Origin of the sequence: Thauera linaloolentis 47Lol = DSM 12138 (assembly GCF_000310205.1) — a bacterium.
GTDB classification, from domain to species: Bacteria; Pseudomonadota; Gammaproteobacteria; order Burkholderiales; family Rhodocyclaceae; genus Thauera; species Thauera linaloolentis.
In genome coordinates this window covers 1-14,794 of sequence record NZ_AMXE01000084.1, presented here as the reverse complement: position 1 = coordinate 14,794, position 14,794 = coordinate 1, and the positions used below count along the sequence as shown (strand labels likewise).

Below are 14,794 nucleotides of genomic sequence, written 5' to 3'. Positions count from 1 at the left end.
CGCGCTTTCAGCCGCCGGAGCAGCCGCAGCCGTTGCCGCCGCCGCAACTGCCGGCGCCTGCCACCGCGGCGGCGGGTGCGGCCTCGGCGCCCGCGCCGAGCTGGATGCGGAAATCGATCACGATGTTGCCCGGTTCGCGGGCAACGTAGTCGATGGTCACCTGGTTGCCGTAGCGCTGCTGGATCTGCCCGAGCAGCGGCAGGGGATCGTGGTCGTTGACGAAGCGCATCGTTTCACCATCCTCGAGCGACTCAAGGGCGCCGAAGATGGCGGCGTGGCGAAAGCGCTTGGCGACGCCGCGGGCGTCGAAGGGATGAACGGCGTTGTCGAACATGGCAGAAGTTTCCTCGAAGTCGGGTTCCGGGCTTTGGCTTGGCTTGCGGCCGGTCACGCAGTGACGCGAATGCTAAGGACAGGTCTGGCGGAAAACCTTGAGCGAAAGCAAGAAAACGCCGCGGTCGGACCGCGGCCACGGACCGCTGCGCCAGCCAGGGCGCCGTGCCCCCCTCCCCCGCCGCCCATCGGCATTCGATGGCACGGCTCCGGCCAATGCGCCTCGCGGACCTGCTAAAGTCGTGCAAAAAACTGAACCACCCACCTTCCGGAGGTCTCCCTCATGCGTTCCAAGCTCTCCCGCCGCATCCCCGCCATTCTCGTGCTCAGCGCCAGCCTGTCGCTGGGTGGCTGCGGCTACAACGATTTCCAGCGTCTGGACGAACAGACCAAATCGGCCTGGGCGGAAGTCCTGAACCAGTACCAGCGCCGCGCCGACCTGATTCCCAACCTCGTCGAAACCGTCAAGGGCGAAGCCAGTTTCGAGCAGGAAACACTGAGCCGTGTCATCGAGGCGCGCTCGCGCGCCACCGCCATCCAGGTCACGCCCGAAATGCTGAACGACCCGCAGGCCATGGAGCGCTTCCAGCAGGCCCAAGGGCAGCTCGGCAGCGCGCTGTCGCGCCTGCTCGCGGTATCGGAAAACTATCCGAACCTGAAGGCCAACCAGGGCTTCCAGGACCTGCGCGTCCAGCTCGAAGGTACCGAGAACCGCGTCACCGTCGCGCGCAACAAGTACATCGACGCGGTCCAGCAGTACAACGTGCTGGCGCGCAGCTTCCCGACCAACCTGACGGCGATGGTCTTCAGCTACGCGCCGAAGGCGGGTTTCACCGTGGCCAACGAAGCCGAGATCTCCGCACCGCCGAAAGTCGATTTCGGCTCCGCCGGACAAGGCCAGGCCGGCAAGTGACGGCCCGCCGATGATCATGACGACGACCGCGGCGCAGGCCGGCGCCGCCATCCGCGTTGCCGCGAGACCCCGCACCGCCCGTGGCATGCCGGGCGTGCCGGACTGGCAGCGCTTTCTGCAGCAGCTTGTGCTGGCCGTGCTGATCCTGTCCTGGCCGCTGGCGCTGCTGGCGCAGCAAGTGCAGCCGGTACCGGCGCTCACGGCACGGGTCATCGATCGCAGCGCGACACTCGATGCCGCCCAGTTGCAGGCGCTGGAACAAAAGCTCGCCGGCTTCGAGGCAGAACGCGGCAGCCAGATCGTCGTCCTGATCGTCTCCACCACCGCCCCGGAAGACATCGCCGCCTATGCCTGGCGGGTGGCCGACAACTGGAAGATCGGGCGCAGGGACATCGGCGACGGCATCCTGCTGGTGGTGGCGAAGGACGACCGCCGCGTGCGGATCGAGGTCGCGCGCGCACTCGAAGGCGCGGTGCCGGATCTCGCAGCCCACCAGATCATCGACCGCCTCGTCACCCCGGCGTTTCGCCAGGGGGATTTCGCCGGCGGCCTGAATGCCGGCGTGGACGGGCTGATGGCACGCATCCGCGGCGAGGACCTGCCCCTTCCCGCACCGGACCGGCGCGGAGGCGGCGAACCGGCGCTGGAGGACCTCGCTGCCCTTCTGTTCATCGCGGTTCCGGTCGCCGGCGCCTTCCTGACCGGGCTCTTCGGCCGCAAGCTCGGTGCGGCGGCGACCGGCGGCGTGGCCGGCTTCGTCGTCAAGCTGATCACCGGCAGCCTGCTGGTCGGATTGCTCGCGGGAGTCGCCGCGCTCGTGTTCGTCCTCGTGCTCGGCATCGGCGGCGGCGGTGGTGGCCGCGGCGGACCGGGCGGCTTCCACCGCGGCGGCGGGCCGGTCATCTGGGGGGGCGGCGGCAGAAGCCGAGGCGGCTTCGGGTCGGGCGGCGGCGGCAGCTTCGGCGGCGGCGGCGCATCGGGGAGATGGTGACAATGAATCGCCTCACACGGCTGTTCCGCCACCTGTGGCTAGATGCCGACGACGCGCAGCGTGCGATCGGCAAGGACGGGCTCGCCCGGCTCGAAACGAAGATCGGCGAAAGCGAATATGCCCACACTGGGCAGCTCTGCCTGTGCATCGAGGCCGGCCTGCCGCTGCGTTATCTGTCGCGCACGCTCTGGCGTGGCGAACCCATCGAAGAGGTGCTGCGCGACCGCGCCGTCACCACCTTCGGCAAGCAGCGGGTGTGGGATACGGAAGACGACAACGGCGTGCTGATCTACCTCTCGCTCGCCGAACACCACCTCGAGATCCTGGCCGACCGCGGCCTCTCGCGCCATGTGCCGCAGGCTGACTGGCAGGCCATCGTGGATGCGGCCGGCAGCCACTTGCGCGAGGGGCAGATCGAGGAAGGGCTGGCCCTGGCCCTGGCCGGTGTCCACGAACATCTCGCCCGCCATTTTCCCGCCCCCGCCGGCAGCGGAAACCAAAAGGAAAATCGCCTGCCCGACCGCCCGATCCTGCGCTGAGCCGGCCCCGGCGAGACACGAAGGAATACCGCGGAAAATGGCAGGCGTCCTGGTTCGCAAGTCTGTTGTTGCAATGCAACATTTTTCCGCGTTTTACATGTACGGCCTTGATTGCAGCGTCCCCGGCTGGGCGCCTGTGCTATTGTCGTAAATGAGGCGGGGGAAGCTGAACGGCAGCATCGTTCAAGCTCGGATTGCTCCGGGAGGGCGACGGAACGCCTCGCGAAATTCCATACAAACCAAATCGCGAGTGGAGAAACATATGGCTACCAAGCAGGATCAGTTCAACGAACTTCAGAAGAAGAATCTCGAGGCCGCCATGCGTCTCGCCCAGCTCTCGATCGAAAACTCGCAGCGCATCATGGAAATCCAGGTTTCCACCGCCAAAACCCTGTTCGAGGAAGGCGTCGAAAACGCCAAGGCCCAGTCCTCGGCCAAGGATCCGAAGGACCTGATGGATCTGCGCACGCAATACGCCCAGACCACCACCGAACGGATGCTGGCTTGTGCCCGCGAAATCGCCGAAATCACCACCACCACCCAGGCCGCGTTCGGCAAGCTGGTCGGCGAGCAACTGACCAGCGGCAGCCAGGACATGTTCGAAGCCATGCAAAAGATGTTCAAGGGCATGCCGATCGCCGATCAGAACGCCCTGGGCGCCATGCAGACCGCCATGGACACCACCCGCGCCGCTTTCGAGCAGATGACCCGCGCCTCGACGCAGGCCTTCCAGGCCTTCACCCAGCAGCCCAAGGGCCGCAAGTAATACCGCCCCGGGAGCATCGCTCCCGATGCACGAACGGCGCCGCGATGGCGCCGTTTTTCGTTGACTCCGCCTGGAGGCCGCCAGCTCGTCTCCGGGCCGGCGCCCGTGCTCTCGCCCGCGTCCCTGCTACCAGCGCGCCGCCGCCGAATCGTCGCTGATGCGCGCATCCACCCAGCGCGCGCCGACCGGCGTTTCCTCGCACTTCCAGAACGGCGCGCGGGTCTTCAGGTAATCCATGATGAACTCGCAGGCGGCGAAGGCATCGCCGCGATGCGCGCTCGCCACGCCGACAAACACGATGCGGTCGGCCGGCTCCAGGCGGCCGAAGCGGTGGATGACGCGCACGCGCAGCAGGCTCCAGCGCTGCCGCGCCTGCTCGACGATCTCGTCCAGCGCCTTTTCGGTCATGCCCGGATAGTGCTCCAGTGTCATCGCCGACACGCCGTTGCCGTCGTTGGCGTCCCGCACCAGACCGACGAAGCTCGCCACCGCGCCGACGTCCCGGCGGCTGGCGCTCAGCGCCCCCATCTCGGCGCCGGCGTCGAAATCCGCCTCCTGCACGCTGACGCTGAAGTCGCTGCCCGGCCGCACGGTTCAGCCTCCGGTGACGGGCGGAAAGAAGGCCACCTCGTCGCCCGCCGCAACCGGTTCGTCGGCGCCCACCATGCGCTGGTTGACCGCCGCACGCACGTTGCGGCCCCCAGCCAGCGCCTGCCAGCCATTGCCGCGCGCGGCGAGATGGGCACGCAACGCCCCCACGGTCGCCACGCCGGCAGGAAGCTCGAGCTCCTCGCCCGGCTGGCCGATGGCCTCGCGCAGGCTCGCGAAATACAGAACTTTCACATTCATCGTCTTGGTCCCTCAGTTCAGCAGATCGCCATAGGGCAGGAAACGCACCGTCTCTCCCCTGGCCACCACCGTATCGGCCGGGATGTCCACCAGCCCGTTTGCCCATACCGTCGAATTGATCGCGGACGACGCCTGGTTCACGAACAGTTCGATACCGCCCTGGCCGTTCATGCGCGCACGCAGGAATTCGCGCCGGCGGTCCGGCCTCGGCCAGTCGAAATCGGCGCGCAGCATCAAGGACTGCGGCAGCACCTCGCGTACGCCCTGGGCCGCCAGCAGGAAGGGGCGCACCATCAGCAGGAAGGTCACGAAACTGGACACCGGGTTGCCCGGCAGGCCGATGAAGGCCGCGCCATGCACGCGCCCGTAAGCCAGCGGCTTGCCCGGCTTCATCGCGATCTTCCACAGGTCGAGGCTGCCTTCGGCCTCGACCGCCGGCTTGACGTGGTCTTCCTCCCCCACCGACACGCCGCCGCTGCTCAGGATCAGATCGTGGCCTTCGGCCGCCCGGCGCAGGGCCTCCCGCGTCAGGTCGAGGCGGTCCGGGACGATGCCGAAGTCCTCCACCTCGCAGCCCAGGCCAGCCAGCAGATTACGCAGCATGAAACGGTTCGAGTTGTAGATGCCGCCCGGCGGCAAGGGCTCGCCCGGCATCACGAGTTCGCTGCCGGTGGAGAACAGCGCCACCTTCAGGCGCCGATACACCGGCAATTGCGCGGCGCCGACCGAGGCCGCCAGCGCGAGCGCCTGGGGCGTCAGGCGCAGGCCGGCCGGCAGCACCTGTGCCCCCGCGGCGATGTCCTGGCCCATGCGGCGCACGGCCTCGCCGACGGGCGGCACGGTGTTGACGACGACGTGCTCGCCGTCGTGCTCGCACAATTCCTGCATCACCACCGCATCCGCGCCCGCGGGCAGCGGCGCGCCGGTGAAGATGCGGGCAGCAGTGCCCGGCTGCAGCGCATGGCCAACGCTGCCGGCGGGAATACGCTGGCTGATCGGCAGGCGGGTACCCGCTGCGGGCACGTCCGCCACGCGCAGCGCATAACCATCCATCGCCGAATTGTCCATCGGCGGCTGGTCGATCGTCGAATGCAGCGCCACCGCCAGCACCCGGCCCGCAGCCATCATGGTGTCGACGGTCTCGATCTCGCGGACCGGACGGACGAAGCTCAGCAGTCTTGCCTGGGCTTCGTCGAAGGAGAGCATGTTGCCGTTCATTGGATGTCCAGGTAATCGAGGATGAAGCCGGCGATGACGGCCGGTTCGTTGAGCGGAAGCAGGGGCAAGGCACCATCGAGGCCGATCTCGCCGGCGGGCGCGTCGCTGGCGACGGCCACCACATGCGGATTCTCGGGCCACAGCGGCGGCTTGCCGTGCGCTGGGCGATGGATTTCGAGCTTGGGCACCGCGGCGGCCTTGTAGCCTTCGATCAGGACCAGGTCGCAGGGTTCGAGCAGGCAGAGCTGCTCGTCGAGCGTCGGCTCCGGCGCGCCGCGCAGCTCGTGCATCAGCACCCAGCGATCGTTGGACAGCATCAGCACCTGCGTCGCCCCGGCCTCGCGGTGGCGCCATGAGTCCTTGCCGGGCTTGTCGAGGTCGAAACCGTGATGTGCGTGCTTGATCACCGAGACGCGCAATCCGCGCACGGTGAATTCGGGGATCAGCCGTTCGACCAGGGTGGTCTTTCCCGAGCCGGACCAGCCGGCGAAACCGAATGCTTTCATCGAGAACAAGAAAGGCGCGCCGGCCAGTTCGACAAGGCCGAAGGATACAACAAAGTCCGCGCCCTCCCCGACCCGCCGCCGCCCCTGGCCGCGCGCGCGGCCGCTGCCCGCCTCACTCGGCGCGCTTTGGCGGCGGCAGGGTCCGCAGGAAATCGACCGCCTCCTCCTCGGCGCGCGTGCGGCGCATCGGCGGCAGGCTGCGCCAGACCACCTTGCCGTAGGATTTGTCGATCATGCGCGGGTCGCAGATGCACAGCACGCCGCGGTCGCGCTCGCTGCGGATGAGGCGCCCCGCGCCCTGCTTCATGTTGATGACGGTGCGCGGCAACTGGTGGTGGATGAAGGGGCTCAGGCCCTGCTTCTGCATGTGCTCGACGCGCGCCGCCAGTACCGGATCGTCGGGCGAGGCGAAAGGCAGCTTGTCGATGACCACCAGCGACAGTGCATCGCCCGGCACGTCCACGCCCTCCCAGAAGCTCTGGCTGGCGACCAGCACGGCGTTGCCGAGGCGGCGGAAGCGGTCCAGCAGTTCGGTGCGCGAACCTTCGCCCTGCAGCAGCACCGGCAGTTCGTCGCTGCTTTGCTGCAGGCCGTCGACGATCAGTTCGTGGATGCGGCGCATCGCGCGCAGCGAGGTGCACAGCACGAAGGCGCGGCCCTGCGCGGCGCGGATCAACGGCAGAGCGACGCGGGCGACCCTTTCGGTGTAGTCGGGCGCGTTCGGGTCCGGCATGCCGGCCGGCGCGTACAACAGCGCCTGTTCGCCATAGTCGAAGGGGCTGCCCCACACCGACGTCATCGGCGGCGGGTCCATCCAGGCCAGGCCCAGTTCGCGGCAGTAATGGCCGAAGTCGGCCTTGCCCACCGCGAGCGTGGCCGAGGTGAACACCCAGGCGCGCGGATGGCCTTCGAGCTGGCGCTTGAACACGTCCGACACGTGCAGCGGCGTCGCGTTGAGCGCCAGCGACTGGCTGAACACCTCGACCCAGCGGATCAGCTCCGTGCTTTCCGGACTGCGCCAGCGGGCCAGGCGCTCGATCATTTCCTCGCTGCGGCGCAGGCAGTTGGCCAGTCCCTCGGAACGCTCGGCCTGGGTGTCGAGCACGGCGTGGAATTCGCCCAGTGCCTTGTCCAGCGCCGCGACCTGGGCATCGAAGTTTTCGCGTTCGGCGGCCTGCGCGGCGGACAGGCGTGCGCCCTCGTTGCCGAACACCAGGCGCAGGTCGCGCGCGGCCTTTTCCAGGTTGCGGGTCTGGTCGATCATCGCCACGCAGTCGCGCGCCGCGGCCACCGTCTCGGAACGCGTGTCGCGCGCCAGTTCCAGCACCTGGGCAGTCGATACGCTTTCGCCGAAGAACAGGCTCGCCGTCTCGGGCAACTGGTGGGCCTCGTCGAAGATCACCGCGTTACAGGCCGGCAACAGCTCACCCATGCCTTCGTCGCGCAGCATCACGTCGGCGAAGAACAAATGGTGGTTGACGACGACGACGTCCGCTTCCATGGCGTTGCGCCGCGCCTGCATGACGAAGCACCCTTCCTTGTGCGGGCAATCCTGGCCGAGGCAGTTGTCGCGCGTCGAAGTGGCGGCGAGCCAGGCCATCGAATCCTCGCGCACGTCGGTGCATTCGGCCTTGTCGCCGGTCTGCGTCGTCTGCGCGAAGCGCGCGATCGCACGCAGGTCGGCGGCGTCCTGCGGGCTCAGGAAGCGGCCGTCGCGCGCGTTGCGTTCGAGATGGTAGGGGCAGACGTAGTTGGCCCGGCCCTTGAGCAGCGCGATCGACACCGGCACCTTGAGCGCGGCGCGCACGGTGGGCAGATCGCGGTTGAAGAGCTGGTCCTGCAGCGTCTTGGTGCCGGTGGAGACGATGACCTTGCCCCCCGCCAGCAGCGCCGGCGCGAGATAGGCGAAGGTCTTGCCCGTACCCGTGCCCGCCTCCGCCACCAGGACGCGATTGCCGCCAATGGCCTCGGCGATCTTCTGCGCCATTTCGATCTGCTGCGGGCGGGCGCGGAAACCGGGAATCGCGGCTGCGAGCGGACCCGACTCGGCGAACACCGCTGCGATGTCGGTCATGAGGTGAGTAGCGAGAAAAACCGGCATTTTAGGCCAAGCCCGCCGCCCGGTCTCGTACGCAGAGGCAAAAGAAAGCCGCGGCTGGGCACGATGCTTCCATGACCATCGCCCTTCGCCTCGGGGCGGTGGGAAAAATCCGGCCGCATCAAGTTTTCGTGCCCGTGGCCGGCCAGCAACAACATCGCCAGCAACGTCGAACGCATCGCCCACATGGCCGAAGAGTCCGAGCGCTCCGTCTGCGCCGCAGAGGAAACCGTCCGCCAGCTCGGCACCCTCGCCGGTGAACTCGACTCCACCATCGCGCGCTTCAGGGTCTAGCAGGCACGCCGCAAGCCGGCCACCCCCGCCGGCATCATTGGCACTTGGCGCAACGGCCGCCTATGGTGGATCGCCCACCGGGCGAGGAGACTGCTCAAGCGGCGAGGGCACACGCAAGAATGCCGGCGCGGCGCCGCTGCCACGTCGGCATTTTTTCGTCGACAGCCGGTGCGTTGATGCCGCCGGGCCGAATTCCCTGCGGCCGTCACATTGCTGACATCCTGCTGTCACCCCATCCACGCACAGTTCGAGGCTTTACCACCCCATGCCGACGACCCACGTGAAGACCATGCACAGACCCGCTTCCGACGCACGCTGCCCCTCCTTGCGCCTGCTGGCCGCCGCCCTCCTCGCCTTGCCGCTCGCCGCCTGTCTCGGCGGTGGCGGCGGTTCGTCGAATCCCGAGCCCGAACCGGAGCCGGAGGTCCGCACGCCGGAGTCGATCCGCCTGAACCTCGCCGGCCGCTACGCCACCGGGCAGTACCTCGTCAGCGCGGCGGAAATTCCCGCCTACGATCCGGCGAGCAAGCGCGCCTTCGTCGTCAATGCGCAAAGCGGCATGGCCGACGTGCTCGACATGAGCACGCCGTCGGCGCCGCGCCGCATCGACAGCCTCGACGCCAGCGCGGTTTCACCGCATGCGGTGGTCAACAGCGTGTCGGTCAATGGCGGCATCGTCGCGCTGGCGATCGAGGCCGAAACCAAGACCGACCCCGGCCACGTCGCCTTCTACCGGGCCGACACGCTCGCCCTGCTGAGCCATGTCGAGGTCGGCGCCCTGCCCGACATGCTCACCTTCACGCCGGATGGCCGTACCGTGCTGGTGGCCAATGAGGGTGAGCCGAGCGACGACTACGGCACCGACCCCGAAGGTTCGATCTCGATCATCGACGTCAGCGACATCACCCGGCCGAGCGTGCGCACCGCCGGCTTCTCGGCATGGAACGGCCGCGAGGCCGAACTGCGCGCCGCCGGCGTGCGCATCTACGGCCCCGGCGCCAATGCCGCCCGCGACCTCGAACCCGAATACATCGCCGTGTCGCCGGACGGCGCCACGGCCTGGGCGAGCCTGCAGGAGAACAACGCGCTGGCGAAGATCGACATCGCCAGCGCGACGGTCACCCACATCCTGCCGCTCGGCTACAAGGATCACGGCCTGGAAGAGAACGCCCTCGACGCGAGCGACGAACCCGCCGCGCTCGACATCGCGCCGCGCCCCGGCGTGCTCGGCATGTACCAGCCCGACGCAATCGCCGCCTACCAGGCCGTGGATGGCGAGACCTACCTGGTGCTGGCCAACGAAGGCGACGCCCGCGCGTGGGGCGAAGACGACCCGGCCTACTGGGACGGCGACGCCGCCCTGGGCTTCGTCGAGGAATTCCGCGTCAAGCATCTCGTCCACACCAACGGCTTCGCCCGCCGCCGCGGCGACGACCTGCCACCGCAGCTCGACGCGCTCGCGGCCGGCGCCCTGCTCAACCCCGACGTGTTCGGCTGGTGCGGCGCCCGCGCCGGCAACCCCCGCGCCTGCCGCGACGACGAACAACTCGGCCGCCTGAAGGTGACGTGGACGATGGGCTACCGCAGCGACGACAACGGCGCCCCGGTGATGTTCGACGCCGCCGGCAATCCCGACCCGGCCGGCGACCGCCTGATGTACGACGCGCTCTATGCCTTCGGCGGCCGCTCAGTGTCGATCCGCGACGCCAACGGCACACTGGTGTGGGACTCGGGCGCTCAGTTCGAGCGCCATCTCGCCAGTGACGACTGCCGCGTCGGCCCCGCCCGCGACATTCCGTGCAAGACCTTCTTCAACGCCAACCACAGCAGCGGCGACGCCTTCGACAACCGCAGCGACGACAAGGGCCCCGAACCGGAAGGCGTCGAAATCGGCCGCCTCGGCAACAAGACCTTCGCCTTCGTCGGGCTCGAACGCATGGGCGGGGTGATGGTGTACGACATCACCAACGCCAAGGCGCCGAGCTTCGTGGACTACTACAACACCCGCGCGGACTGGACCACGGCCAACCCCGGCGATGCCCTTTCGGCCGCCGGCGACCTCGGCCCCGAGGGGCTGAAGTTCATCCCCGCGGCCGATGCGCCCGACGGCAAGCCGCTGCTGCTGCTGAGCAACGAAGTCAGCGGCACGACGGCGGTGCTCGAGATCGAGCAGATCTTCGCACCCTGAGCGTTCCGGCGGGGGCGTCCATGCATGGATGCATGCGGCGCCCCGCGCCGCTGGCCATCACATTCCCTTCATATCCGCCCTGTACGATCGGCAACCTGTTGGAAACCTTTCTGTAACAGTGATTCGGGAGAAGGCATGCAGTGGCTTGGAAACCACCGCGGGTGGACTGCTGTGGTGGAATCGGGCTACTTGAATCCCCTGGCCTGGTTGCTGTCGCTGGCGCTCATTGCCTGGCTTGCCGCCGACGCTTTCTGGTCGCGGCAGGCGCCGGCGCCGGCCACCGCGGCCCACGTCCACGTCGCCGATCCGCGCGCGGTGGCGGCGAGCATCGTGCAGCAGGCCGGCGGTGCTCCCGCCGCCCCCGCCAGCGGGAACGGCCAGGCTGCCGCTCCGCCTTTCGCGCTCGTCGGCCTGGCCACCGGCTTCGGCAGCGAGCGCGGCTTCGCCCTCTTCGAATCGACCGATGGACAGCGCCACACCCTGCTCGCCGGCGACAGCGGGACGGACGGCTGGACGCTGATCGCCATCCATCCCGACCGCGTCGTGCTCGAACACGGCAACCGCTCCTTCGAACTGCCCCTCGCCGAACCGGGCGCCCGTGCCGCCGCGGCCGCCAGCAAGCCCTGATCCTTTCCATGATGATGCCCCCCTGTCCGCCGACCTTCGCTTCTCCCGGCCGCGCATCCGCGCCGCCGCAACGCCTGCCGGCCATCCGTGCGCGCCGCGCCACGCTGCAGTTCGGGCACTGGCTGCGCACGGCCTGCCTGTGCGCGCTGCTGTCGCACGGCGGTACGGGCTGGTCGCAGCAGAGCGGCGGCGAACCGATCTCGCTCAATTTCCAGAATGCCGAAATCGATGGCGTCATCCACGCGATCGGGCGCCTGACCGGGCACAACTTCCTGATCGACCCGCGCGTCAAGGGCAAGCTCAACATCGTCACCAACACGCCGATCCCGCGCGAGCTCAGCTACCAGGTGCTGCTTTCCGCGCTGCGCCTGCAGGGCTTCACCGCGGTGGAGGGCGAAGGCGTCATCAAGATCGTGCCCGAAGCCGACGCCAAGCAGCACGCCGCGCCGGTATCCCCTGCGCGCCGGGGCGCCCAGGGCGTGCGCGGCGACCGCCTCGTGACCCAGGTCTTCCCGCTCAAGTTCGAATCCGCGACGCAGATGGTCGGCGTCGTGCGGCCGCTGGTGTCGCCCAACAACACGGTCACCGCCTTCCCCTCGAACAACACCCTGGTCGTCACCGACTACGCCTCCAACATCGAACAGATCGCCGCGGTGATCTCCTCCATCGACGTCAGTCAGAGCGACGTGGCGGTGTTCGAGTTGCAGCATGCCGCGGCCGCCGACCTGGCGCCCATCCTCGCCCGCCTGCTGGGTGAACAGGGCGGCACGGGCGGCCAGGGCGGGCCCGGTGCGCCGCAGATCATGGCCGAGCCGCGCAGCAACGCACTGCTAGTGCGAGCAGAGAATCCCAGCCGCATCAGCGCGATCCGCCAACTGATCGCCTCGCTCGACCGCCCTGGCGCGGGCGCCAACATCCATGTCGTCTACCTGCGCAACGCCGACGCACGCCAGGTGGCCGCCACACTGAACGCCGCACTGAGCGGCACCACGCGCACGGCCACCGACGGCGGCACCGGCACCCAGCCCCTGACGCGCGCCACCGCCACCACCACCGACTCCGGCGGCGGCATTTCCACGACCGGCACCGGCGCCAGCCTGGCAACGGCCGGCAGCCAGCGCACCCCCCTGGAGCAGGGCGACGGCTCCGGCACCGTTCAGGCCGACCCGGTCAACAACGCCCTGATCATCAGCGCGCCGGATGCGATCTACCGCAACCTGCGCCAGGTCATCGACCAGCTCGACCGCCGCCGCGCGCAGGTCTACATCGAAGCGCTGATCGCCGAGATCTCGACCGAGCGCGCCGCCGAATTCGGCCTGCAGTGGGTCGGCGCCGGCTCCAGCGGCAGCGCCGGCATCATCGGCGGCACCGCCTTCGGCAGCGGCGGCAACAACCTGCTGCAGCTCATCGGCAGCACCGCCAACGGCGGCACGCCCAGCCTGCCGGGCAACGGCCTCAACCTCGCCATCGGCGGCGGCAAGGTCAACATCCCGGGCATCGGCGAGGTGTTCAGCCTCGGCGTGCTGGCGCGCTTCCTCGAGAACGAGGTCAGCGCCAACATCCTGTCCACGCCCAACATCGTCACCCTCGACAACGAAGAGGCCAAGATCGTGGTCGGCCGCAACCTGCCCTTCGTCACCGGCCAATACACCAATACCGGCGGCGGCACGACACCCGCCAACCCCTTCCAGACCATCGAGCGGCGCGACGTCGGCCTGACCCTGCAGGTGCGGCCGCAGATCTCGGAAGGCGGCTCGATCCGCCTGCAGATCTACCAGGAGGCCTCGGCCGTGCTCGGCAACGTCGATGCCGCGAACGGGCCGGTGACCACCAAGCGCTCGATCGAATCCATGGTGCTGGTCGACGACGGCGCGATCATCGCCCTCGGCGGCCTGGTCGAGGACAGCTATTCCGGCGGCGAGGAGAAAGTGCCGATGCTCGGCGACCTGCCGGTCGCCGGCAGCCTGTTCCGCTACAACACCCGCAAGCGCAGCAAGACCAACCTGGTCGTGTTCCTGCGCCCGGTGATCCTGCGCGACCGCGACAGCTACGCGGATCTGAGCCAGTCGCGCTACGAATACGTGATCGGCCAGCAGCGCGCCAGCGCCGCGCCGGCCGAGCTGATGCGCGGCGAGCCCGTCGCACCCGAACTGCCGCCGATCGTCGATGCGCGCGTGGTGCCGGTGGCCGAACTGCTGATCCGCCCCGCGCCCGGCGGCGGCACGCCTGCGGACGGCAAGCGATGAGCGGCGTGGCCACCCTGCCCTACGGCTTCGCGCGCAGCCACGGCATCCTGGTGCGCGCGGTCCATGCCGGCCATGCCGAAGTCGTCGTGCGCGAAGACGTCGGTCTCGGCGCGCTGGCCGAGGCGCGGCGCGCGCTGGCCTTGCCGCTGAAGCTGCAGACGCTCGCGCGCGCGCAATTCGACGTGCAGCTCGCCGAAGCCTACGGCGGCGGCGAGCGCAACGCGGCCGACGTGGTCGCCGACATCGGCCAGGAGGTCGACCTCGAACAACTGATGACCGAAATGCCGGCGGTCGAGGACTTGCTCGACAGCCAGGACGACGCGCCCATCATCCGCATGATCAACGCCCTGCTCGCGCAGGCCGTGCGCGACCGTGCCTCGGACGTGCACATCGAGCCCTACGAGCAAGCCTCGGTGGTCCGCCTGCGCCGCGACGGCGTGCTGCAGGACATCGCCCACCCGCACCGCGGCCTGCATGCGGCGATGGCCTCGCGCATCAAGATCATGGCCAACCTCGACATCGCCGAAAAGCGCCTGCCGCAGGACGGTCGCATCAGCCTGCGCCTGGCCGGCCGGCAGATCGACGTGCGCGTATCGACGCTGCCGACGACCCACGGCGAACGCCTGGTGCTGCGCCTGCTGGACAAGTCCGCCGGCCAGCTCGGCCTCGACGCGCTCGGCATGGAGGCCGGCACCGAAGCCGCCTTCCAGGACCTGCTCGCCCAGCCGCACGGCATCCTGCTGGTGACCGGCCCCACCGGCTCGGGCAAGAGCACCACGCTGTACGCCGCGCTGCGCACGCTCGACGCCGGGCGCCTGAACATCGTCACCGTCGAGGACCCGGTCGAATTCGACCTGCCCGGCGTCGGCCAGATCCAGGTCAATCCGCGCATCGAGCTCGATTTCGCCCGCGCCCTGCGCGCCATCCTGCGCCAGGATCCGGACGTGATCATGATCGGCGAGATCCGCGACCTCGAGACCGCGCGCATCGCGGTGCAGGCCAGCCTCACCGGCCACCTGGTCCTGGCGACCCTGCACACCAACGACGCGCCGTCGGCGGTGACCCGGCTCATCGACATGGGGGTCGAACCCTTCCTGCTCGCATCCACGCTGCGCGGCGTGCTGGCCCAGCGCCTGGTGCGCAAGCTGTGCCCGGCCTGCAAGGCGCCGGACCCGCTGGCCGCCGCCGAGCCCCTCGCCGACGGCAGTGCGCCCGCCCGCTGGCGC

Annotated in this window: 14 protein-coding genes; 8 read left to right on the top strand and 6 right to left on the bottom strand. The window is 69.0% G+C overall.

Annotation, left to right across the window (positions count from 1 at the left end):
- Positions 1 to 7: 7 nt before the first annotated feature.
- A complete protein-coding gene (locus tag C666_RS16025; RefSeq protein ID WP_004343285.1) occupies positions 8 to 334 on the bottom strand; it encodes a DUF2249 domain-containing protein in 327 nt (108 codons plus the stop codon).
- A 282-nt stretch (positions 335 to 616) separates the two neighbouring features.
- Here C666_RS16025 and C666_RS16020 point away from each other — a divergent pair, with 282 nt between their 5' ends.
- The 4 genes from C666_RS16020 (at position 617) to C666_RS16005 (ending at position 3,542) form a co-directional block, all read left to right on the top strand.
- Complete coding sequence (locus tag C666_RS16020; RefSeq protein WP_004343283.1) at positions 617 to 1,246, top strand: LemA family protein; 630 nt, start codon at positions 617 to 619, stop codon at positions 1,244 to 1,246.
- A gap of 10 nt (positions 1,247 to 1,256) precedes the next feature.
- On the top strand, positions 1,257 to 2,237 hold the full coding sequence (locus tag C666_RS16015) for a TPM domain-containing protein (protein ID WP_004343281.1): 981 nt from the start codon (positions 1,257 to 1,259) through the stop codon (positions 2,235 to 2,237).
- A 2-nt stretch (positions 2,238 to 2,239) separates the two neighbouring features.
- On the top strand, positions 2,240 to 2,776 hold the full coding sequence (locus tag C666_RS16010) for a TPM domain-containing protein (protein ID WP_004343279.1): 537 nt from the start codon (positions 2,240 to 2,242) through the stop codon (positions 2,774 to 2,776).
- A 262-nt stretch (positions 2,777 to 3,038) separates the two neighbouring features.
- Positions 3,039 to 3,542, top strand: coding sequence for a phasin family protein (locus C666_RS16005; RefSeq protein ID WP_004343275.1), 504 nt, complete (start codon positions 3,039 to 3,041; stop codon positions 3,540 to 3,542).
- A 126-nt stretch (positions 3,543 to 3,668) separates the two neighbouring features.
- Here the strand turns inward: C666_RS16005 and moaE are convergent, their stop codons facing one another.
- The 5 genes from moaE to yoaA form a co-directional block, all read right to left on the bottom strand.
- On the bottom strand, positions 3,669 to 4,133 hold the full coding sequence (gene moaE, locus C666_RS16000) for a molybdopterin synthase catalytic subunit MoaE (RefSeq protein ID WP_004343272.1): 465 nt from the start codon (positions 4,131 to 4,133) through the stop codon (positions 3,669 to 3,671).
- 3 nt (positions 4,134 to 4,136) lie between these two features.
- Positions 4,137 to 4,391 carry a molybdopterin converting factor subunit 1 gene (gene moaD, locus C666_RS15995; RefSeq protein WP_004343270.1) on the bottom strand — a complete coding sequence of 85 codons (255 nt, stop codon included), beginning with the start codon at positions 4,389 to 4,391 and terminating at the stop codon, positions 4,137 to 4,139.
- A 12-nt stretch (positions 4,392 to 4,403) separates the two neighbouring features.
- Positions 4,404 to 5,609 (bottom strand): molybdopterin molybdotransferase MoeA, encoded by a 1,206-nt coding sequence (locus C666_RS15990; RefSeq protein ID WP_004343268.1) that lies wholly within the window; start codon positions 5,607 to 5,609, stop codon positions 4,404 to 4,406.
- The gene (gene mobB, locus C666_RS15985; RefSeq protein ID WP_004343266.1) at positions 5,606 to 6,115 is read right to left on the bottom strand and encodes a molybdopterin-guanine dinucleotide biosynthesis protein B; all 510 of its coding nucleotides are present in this window, start codon (positions 6,113 to 6,115) and stop codon (positions 5,606 to 5,608) included. Before mobB ends, C666_RS15990 begins: the two co-directional genes overlap by 4 nt.
- Before the next feature lie 112 nt (positions 6,116 to 6,227).
- Positions 6,228 to 8,189 (bottom strand): DNA repair helicase YoaA, encoded by a 1,962-nt coding sequence (gene yoaA, locus C666_RS15980; protein ID WP_004343263.1) that lies wholly within the window; start codon positions 8,187 to 8,189, stop codon positions 6,228 to 6,230.
- A gap of 583 nt (positions 8,190 to 8,772) precedes the next feature.
- Between yoaA and C666_RS15975 the strand changes: the two genes are divergently transcribed.
- The 4 genes from C666_RS15975 to C666_RS15960 form a co-directional block, all read left to right on the top strand.
- The gene (locus tag C666_RS15975; protein ID WP_004343258.1) at positions 8,773 to 10,695 is read left to right on the top strand and encodes a choice-of-anchor I family protein; all 1,923 of its coding nucleotides are present in this window, start codon (positions 8,773 to 8,775) and stop codon (positions 10,693 to 10,695) included.
- A 189-nt stretch (positions 10,696 to 10,884) separates the two neighbouring features.
- On the top strand, positions 10,885 to 11,322 hold the full coding sequence (locus C666_RS15970; protein ID WP_157280509.1) for a type II secretion system protein N: 438 nt from the start codon (positions 10,885 to 10,887) through the stop codon (positions 11,320 to 11,322).
- Between the two features lie 8 nt (positions 11,323 to 11,330).
- Positions 11,331 to 13,568, top strand: coding sequence for a type II secretion system secretin GspD (gspD, locus tag C666_RS15965; RefSeq protein ID WP_004343254.1), 2,238 nt, complete (start codon positions 11,331 to 11,333; stop codon positions 13,566 to 13,568).
- The coding region (locus C666_RS15960) for a GspE/PulE family protein (RefSeq protein WP_004343253.1) at positions 13,565 to 14,794 on the top strand (1,230 nt) is incomplete at its 3' end. The genes gspD and C666_RS15960, both read left to right, overlap by 4 nt.